The following is a 21,316-nucleotide window of genomic DNA, read 5'->3' as shown; positions in this document are numbered from 1 at the left end:
CATCATCGCTTGTTTTCATATTTCAAGCAAGCGTGATTTGACAGACAACAAACAACCTCCACCCGGTATAGGTGGAGGCTTATCGATTTACTGTTGTGTCGCTTTGTCGTACGACAACTCCTGTCCATTCGTCGCAATGACCTGTTTATACCAGTCGAACGAATCTTTTTTCATCCGTTCCATCGAGCCGTTGCCTTCATTATCGCGGTCGACGTAAATCATCCCGTAGCGTTTTTTCATCTCACCCGTCGTGAACGAGACGATGTCGATGATGCCCCACGGTGTGTAGCCCATCAGTTCGACGCCGTCCTCCGTGACCGCTTCCGTCAACGCTTCGATGTGCGTCTTCAGGTAATCAATCCGGGCTGCATCGTGAATCTTGCCGTCCTCAATCGTATCGACGGCCCCAAAGCCGTTTTCGACGATGAAGAGCGGGAGCTGGTAGCGGTCATATAATCGGTTCAGGACGTAGCGGAGTCCGACCGGATCAATCGCCCAGCCCCAGTCGCTTGACTGGATGTATGGATTCTCGACACCGTTCGCAAGACCGCCGTTGACGATGTTACCGGTATTGTTGACCGTCGCATCGTGCTTGACGGTCGTCGACATGTAATAGCTGAAGCCGATGTAGTCGACCGTTCCGTTTTTCAGGATTTCGTCGTCGCCGTCGAGAATCGGAATGGCATATCCTTCGCGTTCAAACTCTTTTAAGGCATAGTTCGGATAGTAACCGCGCGCCTGAACATCCGGGAAGAAGTACCGTTGACGCATCGATTTTTCAGCCAGCATAACGTCTTCCGGATGCGACGAGTAGGGATAGATCGGGACGTGGGAAATCATCGCCCCGATCTGGAAGTCGGGATTGATCGCTTTTCCTTTCGCGACAGCAAGAGCACTGGCGATCAACTCGTGGTGACCGGTCTGATACATGACTTCCATCGCGTTTTCGCCCGGTTCTACTTTGACACCCGAGTTCGTCCAAAGGAACAGCGGATTCTCGACATCCATCTTATTGTTGATTTCGTTAAACGTCATCCAGTACGTGACTTTATCTTGGTAGCGCGTGAAGCAGACTTCGGCAAACCGTTCGAAGAAGCCGGCAACTTTGCGGTTACGGAACCCGCCGTATTCGCGTGCGAGGTGGAGCGGCATTTCAAAGTGCGATAACGTGATGATCGGCTCGATGCCGTGCTTAATCAATTCGTCAAAGACATCATCATAAAACTGCAGTCCCGCTTCGTTCGGTTCCGTTTCGTCCCCGTTCGGGAAAATCCGGCTCCAACCGATCGATGTCCGGAGACACTTCAATCCCATCTCGGCGAATAGCGCAATGTCTTCTTGATAGCGGTGATAAAAATCGATCGCCTCATGGTTCGGGTAAAACGTCCCCTCTTCAATCGTATCGGTAATGCGGCGGGCGACGCCATGCGCGCCTGCTGTCATGACATCGACGACGCTCGGTCCTTTGCCGCCGGCGTTCCAGCCGCCTTCAAATTGATGGGCAGCCAGTGCGCCGCCCCATAAAAAGTCGTTTGGTAATGTTTTCATCTTGATTTCCTCCTTTTATTTAACGACTGTCACGATCGGTTCGTTCGCCGCAATCGTTTCAGTCTGTTCGATGATCAGTTTGGCATAAGCAGACGCATTGGTGACGATGACCGGTGTAATCGTTTTGAGTCCACGTGCTTCAATCATCGTCATGTCAAACTCGAGCAACCGTTGTCCGACTTCGACGGTATCGCCTTCAGCAACGAGGACGTTAAACGGTGTCCCACCCAAATTGACGGTCTCCAGTCCGACATGGATTAAGATTTCGACTCCCGTCGTCGAACGGAGTCCAATCGCATGTTTCGTCGGGGCGACCATGACGACCGTTCCGTTAAACGGCGCATCGACCTGCGGTACGGTCGGTACAATCGCAAATCCGTCACCCATCGCTCCGGAGGCAAACACTTCGTCCGGGACGTCCGTCAGACGGACGACTTGACCTGACAACGGCGATACAATCGTTTCTTCGTTCGTCAGTGTCGCACTGACTTCTTGTTCATGGACAGCCGGTACTGCTTGTCCTGCTGGAGTTGCCGCCACCGTTTCTTCACCAAACCCGAGCACCTGGATCAAGACGACCGGTAAGACGAGGGCGATTGCGGCGCCAATCAAGAGACCGATGATTGACGACGGATAATCGGAACTGATGCCGTTGACGAGTGTTAATGGTCCCGGTAGACCGGCATAGGCAAAATAATACGGTTTAAAGAAACTAGCGACGACGGCTCCGACCGCGCCCGAGATACATCCGTAGATGAACGGTTTCTTAAACCGTAACGTCACCCCGTAAATCGCCGGCTCCGTGATCCCGAAAATACCCGTCAGACCGGCCGAGACACCGACTTTCTTTGTTTCCTGGTTGCGTGTTTTTAAGATGACTCCTAGGACGGCACCGACCTGAGCGATGACGGCGATCGTCTGATACGCTTGGAACGAGTCCCGTCCATACTGTTCGAAATTCGCAAGGACCATCGGCGTGACACCCCAGTGGACACCGAAGATGACGATGACTTGCCAAAAACCGCCAATCAAAAGTCCGGCGAGTGCCGGTGCGTGATCGGCGAGGTAGTTATACCCGTTGGCAATCCCTTCTGCTCCGAGTGTCGTAATCGGACCAATGACGAGAATCGTCAGCGGGACCATGATGACCATACTGAAGAACGGGGCGAACAGCGGTTTGATGACATCATTGATCGTCCGGTTCAGGAACCGTTCCAGATACGATAAGATCCAGACGAGAAACAACGGTGGCAAGACCGATGACGTATAGGTCGTACCGGATAACGCGATGCCGATGAAGGAAATCGACTCACCGGCGACAACACGTGCTGCCATGTCAGCCCACGAAGGACTGACGAGTGCCGCGCTACAGGCGACGGCGATGAAGGGATTGACTTTAAAATGATTCGCTGCCGTGATGGCGATGAAAATCGGTAAAAACGTAAACGGTGCCCATGAGATAAAGCTGAACACTTCATAGGTTCCCGTTTTTGCGAAGTCCTTAAACAGTAAAGAAATCAGGATGAGTGCACCTTGCAGAATTCCCGCCGCGGCCAGGATATAGACAAACGGAGCGAAGACGGCTGACATCGTCGCGATGATCCGGTTCAAGATGGTACCTTTATTCGCTTGTGCGTCTTCAGCCGTATCATCGAGCTGAACCAGTTTCGAAAAAGCTTCATAGACATCACCGACATGCTGTCCGATGACGACCTGGAACTGACCACCGGATTCGACGACCGTGATGACGCCTGGCAGTGCTGCCACTTGTTCCTTTGCCGCTGTGTCCGACCGCTTCAAGACGAGCCGTAACCGCGTCGCACACCGCGCTGCACTGATGATATTGTCTTCCCCTCCGACCGCATCTAAGATCGATCGGGCAAGTTTTTCATAATCCCGCACTTTACTCATGTAAGAACCTCCTTTTTATGATAACCCTTTCATGCACTCTTATTGTAATTGTACATGTACAATTAATCAATACATATTTAATTTAAAAAGACATGTTCGCAAGTATCAACCTTTCATTATGATATAGTTGTGGTATAACAATTTTTACGTAAATGAGGGTGAACCATGCTGAAATATCAACAAACGGCGACGGAAATCGAAGCCTATATCGAACGACATGCGTTACAGCAAGGCGATAAATTACCAGTCCTCGATCAACTGATCCGCCAATTTGAAGTCAGTAAGACGACGATGACGAAAGCGCTCGAATTGCTGGAGCGAAAAGGGATCATCTTTCAAGTCCGGGGCAGCGGGATTTTTGTCCGGAAGACAAACCGGAAAGGCTACATCGAACTGTTTTCGACGCAAGGCTTCAAACAAAATCTGGTCGCACATGACATCCAGTCGAACGTGTTGTCGTTTGAGTTGATCCCGTGCCCGGAAACGATTGCCGAAAATCTCGGTACTACACCAGGCGACATGGTCTATTTCGTGAAACGGATCCGCTACATCGACGGTAACATCATGTGCCTTGAAGAATCCTATTACCGGCAAGCGATCGTGCCTTACTTAAACCGGGAAATCGTCGAACAATCGATTTTCGAGTATCTTGAGACGGCCCTCGGACTGAACATCGGCTTTTCCGACATGTACATGCACGTCGGCAAATTGCCGGAGACAATCGCGGAACATTTGGAACTTGAAGCCGGTGATCCGGCATTGACGGTCGAGACAATTTTCCACTTGACGAACGGTCGACCGTTCGATTATTCCGTCATCACCTATCATTACGAACACTCGCAATTCGTCGTTCAGGCGAACGGGTTGTATTTATGAGGGGACTTCGCACATGAATGAAGAAGTGCTTTTTTATTACTCGATTCTCGCAGGCGGTATCATCTGTATGGTGCTGAGTGTATTGTTATATTTCTGGCTCCGTGAGGACAACGGAATCGAATTTTCCCTGTTTTTCCGACTCGTTTTACTGTGCTTATTCGGTGTGGGACTAATTTGGTATACGGCTCCGAGTCTCAAGTATGTCGTTTCTCATGACTATGCGACAATTAAAGGAATGTGTACGGTGGAATACGATGATCAATCTAGCCCGCGGACGATTGATCTTTATTACGATGAAACAGGCGACTATTTCAGTTTCTTGGATCGGGCAGACCTCGGTGCGTACGGACCGGATGTCCCGTATACCTGTCACGTTACAACGACAAAAGATCATGAATTTGAGATTTCTTACCGGATTTATGATGTCAAGACGGATCGGTTGTTGTATTCGTCTGAATGACTGGTCATGTTAGAGAAAACTACATGATTGCAGATTTGATGATTTCCGATTTGTAACAGCTTGAGACCATCCGTTTTTCTTGTCTTTATGAACACTTGCAATGTTCAGGCGAACGGGTTGTATCTGTAAACGCAAAAAAGCAGACACGATCCAAGTACTTTTTGGACAGTGTCTGCTTTTTGATTTTCTATTTAATCATCGTTTATGCCGCTTACTCAAGAATATGGTCAGCGGATAAATACCGATACTTTGGACAATCAACGACAGGACGATGACAGCAAACGATAAGGAAATCAACACATCATATTGCGCTGACACCGTTTTTTCGAGCCACAGTAACAACGCGACAGACATCGAACCTTTAATCCCCGCTGCCGTAATGATTGAAATCGTCGAAAAGTCGTCATGAAATTCACCTTTCCAGGGCGGTACGGCATAAATGAAGCCACCGACCATGATGAACCGTGCCAACAAGGTGAGACCAAAAATGATCAACGCCAGTCCCCATTGTGAAAAAACTAAGTATCCAGCTGCTTGAATCCCAATCAGTAAGAATAAAATCGATAAAAATGTTGGTTTGATGATGTTCCAAACTCCATCCAATGATGCTTTAATTCCCTTCTCCTCATCCGCTTTTTCGATTTCGTAAGACAAGAAAATCCCCAAAATGACGGTGGTGAGAACACCTGAGACACCAAGCGCTTCCGCAAGATAAAATCCACCGTACGACATGACGATACTCAACATCACTTGATATTCTTTTTGCTTCGTCAAGTGAATGATTTTACTTAAAATCCATCCGAGCAGTAAACCGATCAGAATTCCGCCAAACGAAACAAGCATAAATTGTTCGATGAAGGTCGTGAAATTAAAACGTTCCCCCGTTTGAAACATCGATAATAAAATCGTAAACAAAACGATACTCGTCCCGTCATTGACCATCGATTCTCCTTCCACGATATCGGCAACTTGTTCGTCCCCTGTACTTTTTTTGATGATGGACGTTACCGAGACCGGATCGGTCGGAATCAAGATGGCGGCAAGGAGCAGCGAAGCCGTCAGCGAAAGTGAAATGAACAGATTCGAGATCCAGTAAATTGAGACACCGAGCAATAAGGCCGTCACAATCAACCCAATCGTGCTGAACGCCGTAATGATACCCCAATTATTTTTCAACTGTTTAATCGGAAACTGATACGCTGCCGTAAACAGGAGCGCTGGCAAAAACACTTCAAATACGATTTCCTTTGATAGATGAAGCGAAGAAAAATAGGGGATAAATGAAAGACCCAGTCCAATCACGACGAGCACCATCGGAACAGGAATCATTTTTTGTTTTAAATCGATTGTGTAAATTACGTAGCCGATAAGTAGTAGAATCAAAATTTGATACGTCATACAGTCACCCTTTCCTTACATGTCGCACTAAAATATTCTATGTGCCCTTATACCTTTTCAATAATTAGTTAAAACAAATCCTTCACTCGATTTTCCAATCTGTCAGGTAATACCTCATCCAAGAGAATGTAATACTTTGCAAAAAACATTAACTGTTAAAAGTAAATCTATGTTATTCTATTGTCAAATAAATTAGACCGGTCAAATAAAAAGGAGTCTTCTCATGAAATCCATTTTAACGCTAACCACTTTAAGCCAATTAAAGGCGCTGAGTGTTCCGATCCGAGCTGAAATCATGATGCGGTTGATCGAAAAACCACTCACGGGTCAAATGTTGTCTGAAAAACTTAACTTATCGCGTCCTAAAGTACATTACCATTTAAAAGAGCTCGAAAAGAATCACTTGATCACGTTAGTCAAAACGGAAGAAAAAGGCGGAATCATCCAAAAGTTTTATCAATCGGTGGCACGGGGGTTCACACCATCACTTGAGCTCTTGCCGCATATGGAAGACGTCAATGAATCCAATCGGCAATTGCTTTTTCAGATGGCCGAAAAAACAAAGCAAGTTATTTTATCTGCGCCCGAGCATGCATTTACCCCTCAACGAGCCAGTGAATCGCCTGCTGACTGGAATCATGTCGGTTCAATGTGGCAAATCTCTGCGACGGAGGAACAGTTTAACGATTGGATGAAAAAATATTTTGAATTGATGGAGGAGCTTAGGCACCTCTCAAAAGAACCAAGTGAAGAAACTGCTCAAAAACTTTATTTCTTTTCTACGATGGCGTTTGAAGTGGATGAACTCATCATGGAAACGATTGAACATGAGGATGAAGAAAACAAGGCTTGAACGTATAGCCTTTTTCTTTACCCGTCATTGTCAAATTAAATTGACCGGTCAAAATAATAAATAAACTGGAGGTTTTACGCATGATTGAACTTTTGAAAAACCGTAATTTCATATTTTTACTGTCCGGCCGACTCGTGACGAATATCGGAGACAGTCTTTATTACATCGCCGCGATGTGGCTTGTCCATGACATTGGACAGAGTGCATTTTATACAGGGCTCGCCGGGTTTCTGATTTTATCACCAAAAGCCCTGCAATTTCTTGCGGGTCCGCTGGTCGACCGCTGGAGAATCAAAACGACGTTAATCGTCACCCAAGTCGTGCAGTCGATTTTGATTTTGATCATTCCACTCGCTTACCTGCTCGATTTTTTAAGCATCACTTTAATTTTATCCGTCATGCCACTACTCGCCTGCGTCGAAGAGTTTGCCTATCCGACGCAAACTAAAGCCCTCCCCTTGTTTCTAAAAGAAAAAGAACTGCTGCAAGGAAATTCACTTTTTGCATTTGCTTATCAAGGCGTTGATCTTGTCTTCAATTCATTGGCAGGATTAGCAATCGCCTTCTTTGGTGCCGTCACGATGTTTTTAGTCGATTCAGTGACATTTGCGCTCGCCGCGATGTTTTTTTCATTCCTCAACATGGATTTTGTAAAAATACCAGCTCCAAAAACGCAACACTCCTTAAAACTCACCTTCATAGACTATATCGATGATTTAAAAGACGGCTTCGCTGTCGTCTTCACGTCATTACTTTGGGTCTTTCTGATTGGTTCGTCTGTCGCAAATTTTGCGATTGGGATGACGGTCGCCGTCCTTCCTGTCTTCGCGGATCAAATCGGCGGTGTACAAACATACGGTATTCTGTTAGCCGCTATGTCAGCGGGTTCGTTGCTCGGTGCACTCCTCGGTTCGACCCTCGGAAAACTGCGCGTCGGCATCGCCACAAGCGTTTGCTTTTTAGTCGGATCCATCTGCTGGGTATTTGCCGGGTGGCTCTCAAGTCCACTGGCTACACCGATTTTATTCGGTATCGCCTGGATTCCAATCGGTGCCGTAAATGTTTTGTTTGCCGGTGTTACGCAAACCATCATCCCGAACCAATTACTCGGGCGCGTAAATTCAGTCGCGTATAGCTTAGGAATTGCCGCGATGCCGATCGGTTCATTACTAGGTGGGTATGTAGCGACCTTTGTCGAACCCCACTTCATTTTCATGTTCGCCGGACTCGGTATTTCGTTTATTGCATGTGTTTGGTTCTTCCATCCCGATCTCCGAAAGTTACCACAGGTAGAACAAATGACTGCTTCGACTTTTAAAATCAGTTAAAGACGCCCCCGATCATCGAGGACGTTCATGATAAACATTGTGCGTGTCACAAATCACCCATGCCGCATCGTCCATTCGGCGACGACCCGCTTCGCCGACCGGAGCGCGCCTTCGATATGGCCACCAAACGCACTATCCGTTTCCGTCCCGGCAAGATAAAGCCGTCCTTGCCAGTTCGCGTCGACTGCGATGGGTCCATACTGCGGAAATTCTGTTAACGGACGGCTATCTGCAGGCGTTGCCGTATCGGGGTCTTGTGCCCAGTCATAATAGAACACTTCCCGCGGATGACGGGCTGCTTCGCCGTACATCGTGATCAGTTGGTCGAGTATACGGGCTTTGACCGTTGCTGCGCCAAGCGACTGACGCTCTTCTGCCGTCAACCGCAGGAAACCGAACAAGGCACCGGGGCCATTCTGCGGTGATGCATCATGAATCTCCTGCAAGGCACCGACCCAGCTCATCCCGAACCCGGACTGCCCTGCTTCGCGCCAAAACGGCGTGTCATAGACGACAAGTGCTTTTGCTTGTCCGGCCATCCAGGTCGGGGTCGTTTGCAGTTTCTCCCGAGTCGTCTCGGAAAACGGCGGTTCGATTGCGACTCGCTCGACAAGTCGGGGTGGAAGGGCAACCACGACACTGTCATACGTTTCTGAAGTCGTCCGCCCGTCTTTGATTGACGTAACGATTACTTGCTGTCCCGTCCGCTCAAGTTTCGTGACGCGTGTCTGTAAGCGCAGTGATGCCGCCGGGAGTTCTGCTGCAATCGCTGTCACGAGTGCTTCCATTCCTCCCGCTAACCGCTTCGACGGGACGATCCTGTCCGGTGCCAGCAGATGATGTTCGATGGCTCCTGCTTGCCGTTCGAGTACCATCGCGCCTGTCGTGTGTTGGGCGAATGCTGTCAGACCGAGTTCGGTGATAAGATCCGTGATGACCGTTTCCGTATCCGGCCAGTACCATGTCGGTCCGAGGTCAAAGCGGTCTGCCTCATCTCCATGCGTACCCGCCACGCTTAAAATACGTCCGCCGATCCGGTCCCGTGCTTCATAGACGGTGACTGCTTGCCCCATCTGCTGTAAAAGCGATGCTGTATAGAGCCCGCTGACGCCTGCTCCGATAATTGCGATGGATTGTGTCATCTTGATTCTCCTTTGCTACGGACAGATCAATTGCTCCTGTTCTTACTTACTGTAGCAAGTGTACCTTGTTCCGACTCAATCCTCCAAACGCTCGAACTCGACGAAATGAATTGGTTTAACAGACACTTCCTCGTCGAACGTCGTCAGTGAAACGAATGTCTCGCCTTTTTGATAGAGCGCTTCCGCTCCTTCTTGATTCACTTTTTTCCAGCCGTCATGCTTCAAGCTGCATACAGGAGTCCCGGTCCATCTGTTTCTGAAGCAAGTTGCATCGCGTAGTGTTGACCGTCCGTAGCGGTTCGCTCCGTCGCAAAACGCGGAATTGGGAACGAACTGACAGATGAATCTTCTTTAAACAACAGGGACATCATCCCGTAATACGTTCCAGCTAAAAAAAGAACGGTGAAGATGGTAGATAGTATTCTTTTTTTCATACGAATAGCCTCCTACTCACTCGGTTAACATGACATCCATCACTTCAGATGTCTCTTCAAAATCAATCTCCAATAATATCCATTATTGCAACTCCCTTAATTTTACTCAAGTCATTCTTTAAGGCATTTTCCTGTTCAAGCAGCAATCCAGATGCTAGAGTGTCTTTATAAACTAACGACCGTTAGGAAGGTGAATAAATTGAAAGCTGCACAATTAATCCCGACCGCTTTGCGCCACTTCGCGAGTCACGGCTACGAAGGGGCCTCCTTAAACGACATCGCCCAGGAAGTCGGTATCAAGAAACCATCCATCTATGCCCACTATTCCGGAAAAGACGATCTCTTTTTGAAGACGATGGCGTACGCGCTCGGTGAACAAAAAAAACACCTCGCGTCCTACTTCGTCGAGACACGGCAGTTGCCGCTCGAAGCATCGCTAAAAGGATTTTTCGACTGGTTCATCGAGGAAAGCAACCAAAACGACCAAATGAAGTTCATCCTTCGCATCGCGTACTTCCCGCCCGTCAAACTGGAGCATGAAGTGACGGCGTTGATCAATCCGTTTTTCGATTCGATCCATCGTCATCTAGCACGCTTGTTCCGCGAACGCGACCGGACGGAGCAGATTCTCTACTCCGAAGACTATACGAGCGGCGCACTCGCCTACTTGACGGTTGCGGAAGGGACGATGACGGAACTCGTCTATAACGGGATTGATGCCTATCAACAACGACTCACTGCCGTCTGGCCGATTTTTTGGCGCGGACTCGTCCGTTAAGAAGTCAAATCAGAAACTGAGGTTCAAATCATGCAAAACAACAAACTCATTTTAGGTACACTTTTACTCAATCTGTTCATCGCCTTTTTAGGGATCGGACTCGTCATTCCCGTCACCCCGACGATCATGAATGAATTGAACATCTCCGGCTCGACGGTCGGCTATATGGTGTCGGCGTTCGCCTTTGCCCAACTGATTCTCTCGCCGCTTGCCGGACGTGCCGTCGACAAGTATGGACGCAAGCCGATGATCATCATCGGCCTGTTCATCTTCAGCATGTCGGAACTACTATTCGGTCTCGGACAGACGGTCGAAGTCCTGTTCGCTTCGCGCATCCTAGGGGGAGTCAGTGCCGCCTTCATCATGCCGGCCGTGACGGCGTTCATCGCCGACATCACGACGAACGAGACGCGTCCGAAGGCGCTCGGCTATATGTCGGCCGCCATTTCGACCGGCTTCATCATCGGACCGGGAATCGGCGGATTTCTCGCTGACATCGGGACACGGGTTCCGTTTTTCTTTGCCGCGACGTTCGGGATGATTGCGATGATTTTGTCCGTCTTCACGTTACGTGAACCGGAACGTCATTATGCCGATGCGCCGACTGTCAAACAAGCGAACGGCTTCTCAAAAATCTTTTCACCCCTCTATTTCGTCGCTTTTTTGGTCCTGTTGATTTCGTCATTCGGCCTCGCCTCGTTCGAATCGCTGTTCGCCCTGTTCGTCGACCGGAAGTTCGGCTTCACGGCGAAGGACATCGCCCTCGCGATTTCCCTCGGAGCGATTGTCGGTGTCGTCGTCCAGGTCGGCCTGTTCGACCGCTTGACGCGATGGTTTGGTGAGATTCGCCTGATCCGTTACAGCTTAATCGTCTCGACCGCCCTCGTCCTCGTCATGACGTACGTGACGAGTTACCTCGCAATCATCCTTGTGACGATGGTCGTCTTCGTCGGATTCGACTTGATGCGTCCTGCCGTCACGACCTATCTGTCGAAGATCGCCGGCGATGAACAAGGTTTCGTCGGCGGAATGAACTCGATGTTTACGAGTGTCGGGAACATCCTCGGACCGATTGCGGGTGGACTCCTGTTTGATGTCAACCTCAACTACCCGTTTTATTTCGCGACGATCGTCCTGACGGTCGGCATCATCTTAACGTTCTTTTGGCGTCAACCGAAACTGTCGGTCGACTCGGGCGCAACGAAACTGTCATCGTGAACATGAAGAAGTGTCCCCCTGAACTAAGGGGGACGCTTCTTTTTCATGCATTAAGATGATTGCTGATAACTAGTATTCGATAAATTATCTTCGACTGATCTGACCCACTCGACCGGGACATATAATGATTTTGCAATGGCTTCATCCGTTTTTCCGAGCTTCCGTAACGTTTTGACGATGCGCATGCGGCGTGAGAGCTCCCTTTGATCCGGAATACATTCAGGCAACATTTAATTTCCCCCCTTTTTCTGTCCCGATGCCGTCGAAGTGATAAAGTACATATTACCCGAAAGCTGTCAGACTATTCTGTTTTAGTCAGACTCCACGAATTTTCGATAAATGAGACGAAAAAATAAAAAGTATAGTCCGCTTTACAAAATGTAAAACAAACTATACAATCAAATCATCGAAGAAAGGAGTGTCCCGATGAAACTCTCGAATCGCGTCAAAGCATTACGGCGCCAAACGGACTGGACGCAAGAACAATTCGCTGACTTGATCGGTGTCACGCGCCAGACCGTCATTTCACTCGAAAAAGGAAGCTATACTCCGTCATTGTTACTGGCGATGCAAATCGCCAAAGTTTTTGACCGACCAATCGAAGACATCTTTTATCTGGAGGAGGAATCACCATGAAACGTGTCATCATTCAATCAATCGCTAATGTCCTGTTGTATGTCTTAGCTGCTGTCTTACTCAGCTCCATCGCCCGTCAGCTTGTTGTTTTTCAGGACGATCCGCTTAAAGGAACAGGCTTCAACTTGAGTCTCGACCTGTCGATCATCTTACCGATTGTTTTGTTGCTGATCTTATTGACCAGTCTCGGTTATTTTTCACGGACGAATAAAACGCTTGGTTTTTCACGCTGGTCGACAACAACATCAGAGTTTTCCGATAACGATGAACGTGAGCGCTTCATTACAGGTCAGGCGACCCGAATTGCTTACGTCTCATTTTTAGTCTCGATTCCCGTCGTCATGGTATCCTTCTTAGCCTATCCTTATTTCAGCGCTCGTTTCCCCACTTTCCCGTTTTATGCACTGGCGGCTGTTTTGTCAGTCGGTACACTGTCCTATATGTCAGCCTGGATCTACTACTATAAGAAATAAGGATCAACTCATTTAAAGTAATTTTTTGTAGAAGTATTGCGTCATCCCTTCGACCGGATGATCGTCCAAGCGACCGTATTCGACGTACCCGTTTTTTTCATAGAAGCCGGGTGCCTGAAAACTGAACGTGTCGAGGATGACTTTGCTGCAGGCACGTTCTTTGGCATAGGCTTCGACCATACTCAATAATTTGCTGCCGTATCCGCCGCCTTTGACGGACTCGTCGAGCCATAAGAAGGAGACGTGAACGTGGTTCCAGCCGTATTCTCCTGTCAATCCGCCTTTAATCTCGCCATCTTCCTTTAAAAGAAAACAAATTTGTTCTGTCTCATGTTGAATCGACGACGGAACTTTTGTTTTGTTGAACCTGATTAATTGTTCGCGTATGTATTCACGGTCCTCCGTTGAACCGTTTTGAATTATCTCCATCTCCATCCATCCTTTCCAATCTATTTCTAGTCTATCATGTGTCAATCTAGACAATCTTTGTTTCTCTTAATGGAAATACTTTACATTTTTAAATTATTTATGGCATCCTTAAGGGGAGCGATTTTGATTCTACTAGTTTGGAGGCGAAGATGATGGATCCAATTGACGCGAACATTCAATCTGTAACGTACACGATTCGTCCGGCAGATCCTACGGATGCACGACAGCTTGCTTTACTGCGCGCAAGACTCGATGCAGAAACGGACCACTTTGACCGATTCCCGGGCGAAGACGTACTTGATGAAAAGGGATTTCTGCAATTGATTCAGCATGAGACCGGTATTCCCCACTCCCTGCTCGTCGCTGAAGTGGATCGACAACTCGTCGGTTATGCCCGCTGTGTCGGTTTCCCCTTGCGTCGGTTCGCACATAAAGCCGACTTCGGCGTCGGGGTCGTCCGTGACTTTTGGGGGCAAGGCATCGGGCGGGCTCTCTTACAGACGACACTTGACTGGGCACGGACGGTCGAACTGCAAAAGATTCAATTGACCGTCGTCGAGACGAATCAAGGGGCCGTTCGTTTGTATCAGACAACCGGGTTTCAAGTCGAAGGACGACTCAAGCACGACCGACTGCTTACGGACGGCTTGTATTATGATACGATTTTGATGGGCTTACTCCTCGTTTAACACGCTTCACACTAACTAGCCGGCGGCTTCGCTGACTAGTTTTTTCGTAATTTGTTTCGTAAGACATACTAACTTCTTTTTCTTAGCTCCTTGTCATTACTTCTTCATAATTGTTTACAATTTTCTCATATTCCGTTCATATTCTTTCAGTAGGATGATGAATGTAGGCAATACATACTTTACTTTAAATGACCAAGGAGGAATTATCATGAAACTGAAACGACTTGTCCCGATCCTTGCCCTATCGACCTTATCGCTCGGCACGATGGTATCGACACCGGATGCCGATGCCAAAAGCAAATACAAGAAGACGCCGGAAATCCGCAACGTCATCTTTTTAATCGGTGACGGGATGGGTGTTTCCTATACGTCGGCACACCGCTACTTAAAAAATGATCCGACGACGACCGTCGCCGAAAAAACAGCCTTCGACCAGTACCTCGTCGGTCAGCAAATGACCTATCCGGAAGATCCGGCACAAAACATTACTGACTCTGCCTCGGCTGCAACCGCGATGTCTTCCGGCGTCAAGACCTATAACGCAGCGATTGCCGTCGACAACGATAAGTCTGAAGTCAAGACCGTCCTTGAAGCGGCGAAAGAACGCGGTAAATCAACGGGACTCGTCGCGACGTCAGAAATTACCCATGCGACACCGGCTTCGTTCGGCGCTCATGACGAAAATCGGAAAAACATGAACGCGATCGCAGATGATTACTTTAAGGAACGGATTAACGGGAAACATAAGATCGATGTTTTACTCGGCGGCGGTAAATCCAACTTCGTCCGTCCGGATGTCGATTTGACGAAAGCATTCAAAAAAGACGGTTACGGATACGTGACGGATCTTGACGAATTAAATGCCGACCGCAACAAACAAGTCCTCGGTCTGTTTGCCGATGGCGGTTTAGCAAAACGGATCGACCGCGAAAATACCGTTCCCTCATTGGAGCAAATGACGAATGCGGCGATTAAACGACTCGATACGAACAAAAAAGGCTTCTTCCTGATGGTCGAAGGGAGTCAAATCGACTGGGCCGGACATGATAACGACATCGTCGGCGCGATGAGTGAAATGGAAGATTTCGAACGGGCGTTTAAAGCGGCAATCGCCTTTGCGAAAAAGGACAAGCATACGCTCGTCGTCGCGACGGCCGATCATTCGACGGGTGGCTATTCAATCGGGGCAGACGGGATTTATAACTGGTTCGCCGAGCCGATTAAAGCAGCAAAGAAAACACCCGACTTCATGGCTGAAAAAATCGTTTCCGGCGCCGATGTCCGCAAGACCTTGATGACGTACATCGATCAACAAAAATTGGCTTTGACGGAAGAGGAATTCACTTCGGTCGAACGAGCTGCTGCCTCTAAGAACGTGACAGACGTCGATAACGCGATTGAAGAAATCTTCAATCAACGGTCGCACACGGGTTGGACGACGGGCGGACATACGGGAGAAGACGTTCCCGTCTATGCCTATGGACCGGCTAAAGACCGGTTTGCCGGACAAGTCGACAATACGGATCACGCCAAAATCATTTTTGATCTCTTGAAAAAGAATAAATTTTGATCTCTTGAAAAAGAATAAATAAGGAGGTCCATCATGAAGCGACTCCTGCTCTCGATCACGCTTGGAACCATCCTCGCCGGATGTAGCGATTCTTCAGCTGATCAACAAGCCGTGCCGGCACCACCCGTCACACATACCTCCGTCGCACTTGAAAAGGCGGACGTCTATGTGCCGAACCCGCAATTGCCGGACGACCGGATGTTGACGAAACGGAATCAGACGGTTCGTGACGATAAAGGTGAATTGACGTTACAACAGATCCAGTCCGTCAAACAAACTCACTCGATTGGACCGATTGAGATGACGATCGAGGAAGTAAAAGTTATTCAGACCCGTCCGAGTTACGCGATGATTGATTTCTTTCACGGCTTCACCCATGAAGAAGCGTTCGACATGGTGAAGACCCGCGTCACGATTACGAATACGAGTACGCAACCGGTCACGTTCAATCCGGTTGCTCATGTAAAAATCAATCAATCGACAGAAAAAACAATTGATGATGACCTGTACCTCGAAGCATTGGCCGGGACATATGATCCATCGGAACAGCGCAGCGGCAACCTTGGTTTCATCACGGAACGTCCCGTTGAAAAACTGGAGTTTTTGACGAGTGACGTCCTTGATGCGCAGCAGCAGGTCATTAAAAAAGGTCAGCCTTTCACAGTGACGCTACACGATTAAATCAATAGACAAGACAAAGAACCACGTTCCGACTAGCGGAGCGTGGTTCTTGCAGACTGTAGACAAAGTGCTATCGGGAGATCGCGCGTCTGTTTTCGTTGCTTTCCTCGGGCGAGGCGCAAGCCGTTGCTCCTTGGTCCTAACGGACAACGAACAGGGTCTTGCCTGCCTCTGAACGTGCGTTAAAAACGCACTTTTTCCCGTAGAAGTCAACGAAACGTGACGCTTTTTAGGGAATACCATGACGGAAAGCCGGGCATGCAGGCGGTTTAGTGCGCCGCGATTCTGCTCGAATCGCTTTTAAAGCGAAAAGCAATCGGTCGCGACCCCGCAGCTTTGCTGTAGCGGCGCGGAAGATTGCCGCTTTGAAGACGAGGCGAGACAAGGAAGCGCGAACGGATTGCCTCTCGTTATCGCATGTTCACGCTTCATAATAGTTTGTCTGCACGCTGAAAGAACCACATTCCGTCAGACGGAGCGTGGTTCCTGTTTATGCGATTTTTGCGCTTATTTCTTAGAAAAACAATGCTTCAGGTGCTGATAGTTCGTATTTCCACCGGACAAGTTACAGACATCCGTAAACCCGAGATTCTTGAGCACGTTTTGCGCTGCATTGCCGGTGACGCCTTTATTACAATAGACGACCGTCGGGATGGATGGGTCGAGTTCCGCAGCCCGCGTCCGCAGTTCGCCGAGCGGGATATGAACCGCGCCGTCGACATGATTCTTCTCGAACTGTTTTTTCGACCGCGTATCGATGATTTGAATCGATTCTTCCGTCGCTGTTTGCTCGACCAATGTTTCCGGCGTCACTAAGCGGGCCGTCTTCTTAATCGCATTATCAAGTGCCATCCCCGTGTAGAGGACGGGATCTTTTGTCGTCGAGAACGGCGGGGCATAGGCAAGATCGAGGTGGAATAAGTCTTCCGCTTTCGCCTTGAACGTGATTGCCGTCGCGAGGACATCAATCCGTTTGTCGACGCCTTGCGGTCCAACGATTTGTGCCCCGAGGACCCGTCCTGTTTTTCGGTCAGCAATCGCTTTGATGACCATGTCCTTTCCGCCCATATACTCGGGACGGTCCGGTTTAATGTTGTGTAAAATCTCAATATCGAATCCGGCGGCAAGGGCTTCTTTTTCCGTCAAGCCGGTTTGGGCGACCGTCAAATCGAATGCCTTGAAAATCCCCGTCCCGAGAATGCCGCGATGTGCCGCCTCTTCCCCGGTGATGACCATCCCGGCAATCCGACCCATCTTGTTCGCTGTTGAACCGAGCGGCCGATAGATTGCTTCTCCCGTAATGACGGAAAAGCTCTCTGCGACGTCTCCGACGGCGTAGACATCTTTCACGTTCGTCTGCATTTGCGGATTGACGGCAATCGCCCCCGTCTGACCGAGTGTGACGCCGATTTGCGTCGCCAGTTCCGTGTTCGGTTTGACGCCGACCGAGAGGATGACGAAATCCGTCGCAATCGATTTTCCGCTCGCGAGTTCGACTTGCGTGACTTCGCCTTCGCCCGTCAATGCCGTGACGGATTCATTTAACAACAGCCGGACCCCTTTACTTTCAAGATGATCACCGACACGCGATGCCATATCAAAATCAAGCGGCGGCATGACTTGCGGCAGCCGTTCGACGAGCGTGACGGCAATGCCGCGATACGTCAATTGTTCCGCCATCTCAAGTCCGATGAATCCACCACCGACAATCGTGACCGTCTTCGGATCGTGTTGCTCGATGTACGTACGGATCGCACCGGCGTTCTGGACGTTCCGGACGGAAAAGACGTTTGGTGCATCAACACCGGGAAATGGCGGAATGATGCTTGAGGCCCCTGTCGCGAGGACCAGCGTATCGTACGTATCCTCGAAGCGTTCACCCGTTACGCCATTTAAGATGGTCGCCGTCTTCGTCTGATGATTGATTGATTCGACTTCATGTTGGGTCTTGACGTCGATGTTGTAGCGTTTTTTAAAGAACGCCGCGTCCCGTGGTGTCAAGGTATCGATGTCTTCAATCTCGCCACCGACGAAGTACGGAATCCCGCAACCCGAGTACGAGATGTTTTGATCGCGGTCGTAAATCGTAATTTGTAATGATTCGTCGTTCCGACGGGCTTTCGCGCCGACCGATGTTCCGGCAGCAACTGAACCGATGATGAGTAGTTTCATGAATAATCCCCCTTAGTAAAGTAACAAGCTGATGTAAAGACCAAGTAAGGTGATCGCAAGCGTCGGAACCGTTAAAATCGTTCCAATCTTAACGTATTGTCCCCACCCGATTTTAACACCTTTCGTCCGTAAGACGTGTAACCAAAGTAACGTCGCAAGACTCCCGATCGGCGTGATTTTCGGACCTAAGTCGGAGCCGATGACGTTGGCATAAATCAAGGCCTCCCGGATCGATCCTGTTGCCTGACTGAGATCGATCGCGAGTGCATCAATCATCACGGTCGGCATGTTGTTCATGATTGATGACAAAAGGGCAGCGAGGAAGCCCATCCCGAACGTCGCGGCGGCGAGATTTGTCGCAAACCCATCGATGATGTCCGCTAAAAATTGAGTCAGACCGGCATTTTGCAGACCGTAAACGACGATGTACATCCCGAGTGAGAAGAAGACGATTGCCCATGGTGCACCGGCAATGACTCGTTTCGTCGGGACACTTGGTGATCGGCGGGCCATCAGTAAGAAGAACAAGGCGATGACGCCGGCAACGAGACTGACGGGAATCACGATAAGATCACTCGTGAAGTAACCGACGACAAGCAGCACGAGGACCACCCATGATAATTTGAACATTCGCTGATCTTTGATCGCCGCGCGTGGTGCGACGAGTTGTGTCACGTCATAAGTCTTCGGAATACTCTTACGGAAATAAAGATAAAGTACGAGTAAACTCCCGGAAACCGCAAAGACGTTGACGAAGACCATCCGCGCCGCATAGTCCGTAAAGCCGATGTCAAAGAAGTCGGCCGAGACGATGTTGACGAGGTTCGAAACGACGAACGGCAGACTTGCCGTATCGGCGATGAATCCGGACGCGAAGACATACGCGAGGACGACATAATCCGGTAACTTTAAGTGCCGGACCATCGCGAGGACGATTGGTGTCAAAATCAACGCGGCGCCGTCATTTGCGAACAAGGCAGCGACCCCTGCCCCAAGCAGCGTCATGTAGATGAACAATTTCAATCCGCCGCCTTTGGCGATTCGTGCCATATGTAAGGCGGCCCATTCAAAGAAGCCGATCTCGTCTAAAATCAGCGAGATGATGATCAACGCGATAAAGGTAAACGTCGCGTTCCAGATGATGCCCCAAACGGTCGCGACATCGTCAAGTTTGACGACGCCGGTCAGCAAGGCGATGATGGCCATCCCGATCGCCGAATAACCGATCCCGAGACCTTTCGGTTGTTTGATGATTAAAAATAACGTGATTAAAAAGATTCCAATCGCAAGTACGTGTGTTCCAGTCAAAATCGTCACTTCATTTCTATAAAAAATTTTAATTTCAGCAACTTCACATAACAACCTTGTTATATAAGAACGCTGTCGACCAACCGAAAAGTGACCTTTCCGGTCAGCACATATTTCCTTCCGTCAAGGACGGTCGTTCGAGTGTTGCTAAAATCGTCACGAGCAATGCATAGTGTGAATGGTCCGGATTAAGCCGAAAATGAATCCACTGACGATCGCGTCGTTCCAAGATGATGTGCGCTTGCCGTAATAATTTCAAATGCCGGCTGATTGCCGGCTGGGATATGCCATACACATCGACGAAATCACAGACACAGTGTTCACGCTCTTGCAGGCGATTCAACATGTCAAGCCGGATTCCGTCACTCAGCAATTTCAAATAGGCACTGACTGTTTCGACGTCTGTGTTCAATGGCCCCTCGCCTCCTCCTCTTTTCCTATGCCACGTGTTCTAACATAACCAGTCTATTATATAACTAGCTCGTTATTCAATGATTTTTAAAAGATTATTTTTTGTTCTGTGTAAAGGATGTGAACGCCGGTAGATTGACGACCAAAAAATAAAGCGCGAATGCAATCAAAAAGAAGACGGTGAAGGACAACAATTTTTCATCATGTAAAAACAATGTCCGGTCGATGTGCAGGTGCCCGGTTTTATCAATCGCGACCGGCATCGTCACCAGTGTTAAAAAAATACCGCCCATCAGGAAAAGTCCAAGTATGTTGAAATACCGTTGCGGTGTTTTCATGATTTCACCACCCAGTCCGGTTGAATTATCGAAAACAAACACCCATCATGCGAACGTCCACCTTGATAAAGATAGCCGCGTAACTTTCCTTCTTGAACGAATCCTTGTTTTTCGAGGAGACGGATTGACGCGACATTATCCGGGAAGGTGACGGCTCCGACACGGAATAAATCAAGTTCTTCAAACGCATACCGCAAAATTACCCGGACCGCTTCCGATGTATAGCCTTTCCCCCAATAAGCGGGACTTAATTCGAAACCGATTTCTGTTTTCTTGCTGTATTCACTCAAGTGATTAAAGCCGATCGTCCCGATGAACGCTCCGGTTTCCTTTTCGACCATCCCCCAGCGGATGCCGCGTCTTGTTTTATAGGTGTCGTCGAACGACTTGACGATCATGGTTCCTTGTTCGGCAGATGTCAACGGGTCCATCCCGTAAAAGCGCGTCACCGCCTCGTCCGATAAGAATTCAAATAATGCTTCCGCATGGTCGTCTGTTACTTCGACGAGCTGTAATCGCTCCGTTTGTAAAACAGGAAAAGTCATGTTCATTCCTCCGATTTTCATTTACTGTCCTTAAATGCATATTACGGCACTCCCACTCAAAATCCCTGCTTTTTCCACAAAAACAATGTTAATTCCTAATAATGAAAGACGAATGAGT

24 protein-coding genes are annotated in these 21,316 nt (G+C 48.8%); 11 read left to right on the top strand and 13 right to left on the bottom strand.

The genetic code is table 11. The features are described from left to right. Positions 1-87: 87 nt before the first annotated feature. Both bglA and AC0VYQ_RS07540 read right to left on the bottom strand, forming a co-directional pair. Positions 88-1,548, bottom strand: coding sequence for a 6-phospho-beta-glucosidase BglA (gene bglA / locus AC0VYQ_RS07545; protein WP_475404679.1), 1,461 nt, complete (start codon positions 1,546-1,548; stop codon positions 88-90). 15 nt (positions 1,549-1,563) lie between these two features. Beyond that, on the bottom strand, positions 1,564-3,459 hold the full coding sequence (locus tag AC0VYQ_RS07540) for a beta-glucoside-specific PTS transporter subunit IIABC (protein ID WP_475404678.1): 1,896 nt from the start codon (positions 3,457-3,459) through the stop codon (positions 1,564-1,566). Between the two features lie 165 nt (positions 3,460-3,624). On the opposite strand from AC0VYQ_RS07540, the gene AC0VYQ_RS07535 reads away from it, so the two are divergent. Together AC0VYQ_RS07535 and AC0VYQ_RS07530 are read left to right on the top strand one after the other, a co-directional pair. Continuing rightward, the gene (locus AC0VYQ_RS07535) at positions 3,625-4,335 is read left to right on the top strand and encodes a GntR family transcriptional regulator (RefSeq protein WP_214851301.1); all 711 of its coding nucleotides are present in this window, start codon (positions 3,625-3,627) and stop codon (positions 4,333-4,335) included. Positions 4,336-4,348: 13 nt separating this feature from the next. Further along, complete coding sequence (locus tag AC0VYQ_RS07530; RefSeq protein ID WP_475404677.1) at positions 4,349-4,795, top strand: hypothetical protein; 447 nt, start codon at positions 4,349-4,351, stop codon at positions 4,793-4,795. A 195-nt stretch (positions 4,796-4,990) separates the two neighbouring features. On the opposite strand, the gene AC0VYQ_RS07525 is transcribed toward AC0VYQ_RS07530, so the two are convergent. Then, the gene (locus AC0VYQ_RS07525) at positions 4,991-6,193 is read right to left on the bottom strand and encodes a cation:proton antiporter (protein WP_475404676.1); all 1,203 of its coding nucleotides are present in this window, start codon (positions 6,191-6,193) and stop codon (positions 4,991-4,993) included. Positions 6,194-6,416: 223 nt separating this feature from the next. Here AC0VYQ_RS07525 and AC0VYQ_RS07520 point away from each other — a divergent pair, with 223 nt between their 5' ends. Together AC0VYQ_RS07520 and AC0VYQ_RS07515 are read left to right on the top strand one after the other, a co-directional pair. Next, positions 6,417-7,046, top strand: a complete 630-nt coding sequence (locus AC0VYQ_RS07520) for an ArsR/SmtB family transcription factor (protein WP_475404675.1) — start codon at positions 6,417-6,419, stop codon at positions 7,044-7,046. An 83-nt stretch (positions 7,047-7,129) separates the two neighbouring features. After that, positions 7,130-8,374, top strand: a complete 1,245-nt coding sequence (locus tag AC0VYQ_RS07515; RefSeq protein ID WP_475404746.1) for an MFS transporter — start codon at positions 7,130-7,132, stop codon at positions 8,372-8,374. Positions 8,375-8,427: 53 nt separating this feature from the next. Here AC0VYQ_RS07515 and AC0VYQ_RS07510 read toward each other — a convergent pair whose 3' ends face one another. The 3 genes from AC0VYQ_RS07510 to AC0VYQ_RS07500 form a co-directional block, all read right to left on the bottom strand. Beyond that, a complete protein-coding gene (locus tag AC0VYQ_RS07510; RefSeq protein WP_475404674.1) occupies positions 8,428-9,516 on the bottom strand; it encodes a flavin monoamine oxidase family protein in 1,089 nt (362 codons plus the stop codon). Between the two features lie 75 nt (positions 9,517-9,591). Further along, positions 9,592-9,717, bottom strand: a complete 126-nt coding sequence (locus AC0VYQ_RS07505) for a hypothetical protein (protein WP_475404673.1) — start codon at positions 9,715-9,717, stop codon at positions 9,592-9,594. A gap of 20 nt (positions 9,718-9,737) precedes the next feature. Beyond that, positions 9,738-9,950 carry a hypothetical protein gene (locus tag AC0VYQ_RS07500; protein WP_475404672.1) on the bottom strand — a complete coding sequence of 71 codons (213 nt, stop codon included), beginning with the start codon at positions 9,948-9,950 and terminating at the stop codon, positions 9,738-9,740. 190 nt (positions 9,951-10,140) lie between these two features. On the opposite strand from AC0VYQ_RS07500, the gene AC0VYQ_RS07495 reads away from it, so the two are divergent. Together AC0VYQ_RS07495 and AC0VYQ_RS07490 are read left to right on the top strand one after the other, a co-directional pair. Further along, entirely contained in the window at positions 10,141-10,728 is a 588-nt protein-coding gene (locus AC0VYQ_RS07495; RefSeq protein ID WP_475404671.1) for a TetR/AcrR family transcriptional regulator, read from the top strand. A gap of 30 nt (positions 10,729-10,758) precedes the next feature. Further along, positions 10,759-11,946: an MFS transporter gene (locus AC0VYQ_RS07490; RefSeq protein ID WP_475404670.1), complete on the top strand. Its 1,188-nt coding sequence runs from the start codon at positions 10,759-10,761 to the stop codon at positions 11,944-11,946. 50 nt (positions 11,947-11,996) lie between these two features. Here the strand turns inward: AC0VYQ_RS07490 and AC0VYQ_RS07485 are convergent, their stop codons facing one another. Continuing rightward, positions 11,997-12,176, bottom strand: coding sequence for a hypothetical protein (locus tag AC0VYQ_RS07485; RefSeq protein WP_475404669.1), 180 nt, complete (start codon positions 12,174-12,176; stop codon positions 11,997-11,999). 196 nt (positions 12,177-12,372) lie between these two features. Between AC0VYQ_RS07485 and AC0VYQ_RS07480 the strand changes: the two genes are divergently transcribed. Next, on the top strand, positions 12,373-12,582 hold the full coding sequence (locus tag AC0VYQ_RS07480; protein WP_159172542.1) for a helix-turn-helix transcriptional regulator: 210 nt from the start codon (positions 12,373-12,375) through the stop codon (positions 12,580-12,582). Continuing rightward, positions 12,579-13,055: a hypothetical protein gene (locus AC0VYQ_RS07475; RefSeq protein ID WP_475404668.1), complete on the top strand. Its 477-nt coding sequence runs from the start codon at positions 12,579-12,581 to the stop codon at positions 13,053-13,055. The genes AC0VYQ_RS07480 and AC0VYQ_RS07475 overlap by 4 nt, the downstream gene beginning before the upstream one ends. A 12-nt stretch (positions 13,056-13,067) precedes the next feature. On the opposite strand, the gene AC0VYQ_RS07470 is transcribed toward AC0VYQ_RS07475, so the two are convergent. Next, positions 13,068-13,484 (bottom strand): GNAT family N-acetyltransferase, encoded by a 417-nt coding sequence (locus AC0VYQ_RS07470; protein WP_475404667.1) that lies wholly within the window; start codon positions 13,482-13,484, stop codon positions 13,068-13,070. A gap of 152 nt (positions 13,485-13,636) precedes the next feature. On the opposite strand from AC0VYQ_RS07470, the gene AC0VYQ_RS07465 reads away from it, so the two are divergent. The 3 genes from AC0VYQ_RS07465 (at position 13,637) to AC0VYQ_RS07455 (ending at position 16,424) form a co-directional block, all read left to right on the top strand. Next, positions 13,637-14,173, top strand: a complete 537-nt coding sequence (locus AC0VYQ_RS07465) for an N-acetyltransferase family protein (protein ID WP_475404666.1) — start codon at positions 13,637-13,639, stop codon at positions 14,171-14,173. Between the two features lie 208 nt (positions 14,174-14,381). Further along, positions 14,382-15,743 (top strand): alkaline phosphatase, encoded by a 1,362-nt coding sequence (locus AC0VYQ_RS07460; RefSeq protein ID WP_475404665.1) that lies wholly within the window; start codon positions 14,382-14,384, stop codon positions 15,741-15,743. A 33-nt stretch (positions 15,744-15,776) separates the two neighbouring features. Next, entirely contained in the window at positions 15,777-16,424 is a 648-nt protein-coding gene (locus AC0VYQ_RS07455; RefSeq protein ID WP_475404664.1) for a hypothetical protein, read from the top strand. Positions 16,425-16,931: 507 nt separating this feature from the next. On the opposite strand, the gene AC0VYQ_RS07450 is transcribed toward AC0VYQ_RS07455, so the two are convergent. The 5 genes from AC0VYQ_RS07450 to AC0VYQ_RS07430 all read right to left on the bottom strand — a co-directional run bounded on the left by AC0VYQ_RS07450 (position 16,932) and on the right by AC0VYQ_RS07430 (position 21,198). After that, positions 16,932-18,596 carry an FAD-dependent oxidoreductase gene (locus tag AC0VYQ_RS07450; RefSeq protein ID WP_475404663.1) on the bottom strand — a complete coding sequence of 555 codons (1,665 nt, stop codon included), beginning with the start codon at positions 18,594-18,596 and terminating at the stop codon, positions 16,932-16,934. Positions 18,597-18,608: 12 nt separating this feature from the next. Continuing rightward, a complete protein-coding gene (locus AC0VYQ_RS07445; protein ID WP_475404745.1) occupies positions 18,609-19,913 on the bottom strand; it encodes an arsenic transporter in 1,305 nt (434 codons plus the stop codon). A gap of 94 nt (positions 19,914-20,007) precedes the next feature. Then, positions 20,008-20,316, bottom strand: a complete 309-nt coding sequence (locus tag AC0VYQ_RS07440; RefSeq protein ID WP_214765897.1) for an ArsR/SmtB family transcription factor — start codon at positions 20,314-20,316, stop codon at positions 20,008-20,010. Positions 20,317-20,410: 94 nt separating this feature from the next. Beyond that, entirely contained in the window at positions 20,411-20,653 is a 243-nt protein-coding gene (locus tag AC0VYQ_RS07435) for a hypothetical protein (RefSeq protein WP_029333604.1), read from the bottom strand. Beyond that, complete coding sequence (locus AC0VYQ_RS07430; RefSeq protein ID WP_475404662.1) at positions 20,650-21,198, bottom strand: GNAT family N-acetyltransferase; 549 nt, start codon at positions 21,196-21,198, stop codon at positions 20,650-20,652. Before AC0VYQ_RS07430 ends, AC0VYQ_RS07435 begins: the two co-directional genes overlap by 4 nt. Between the last annotated feature and the right edge of the window lie 118 nt (positions 21,199-21,316).

It is taken from the genome of Exiguobacterium sp. QJM3NY_9, assembly GCF_056173545.1.
Note: the sequence above shows the minus strand (reverse complement) of the source record. Positions and strands in the feature narration are given on the sequence as shown.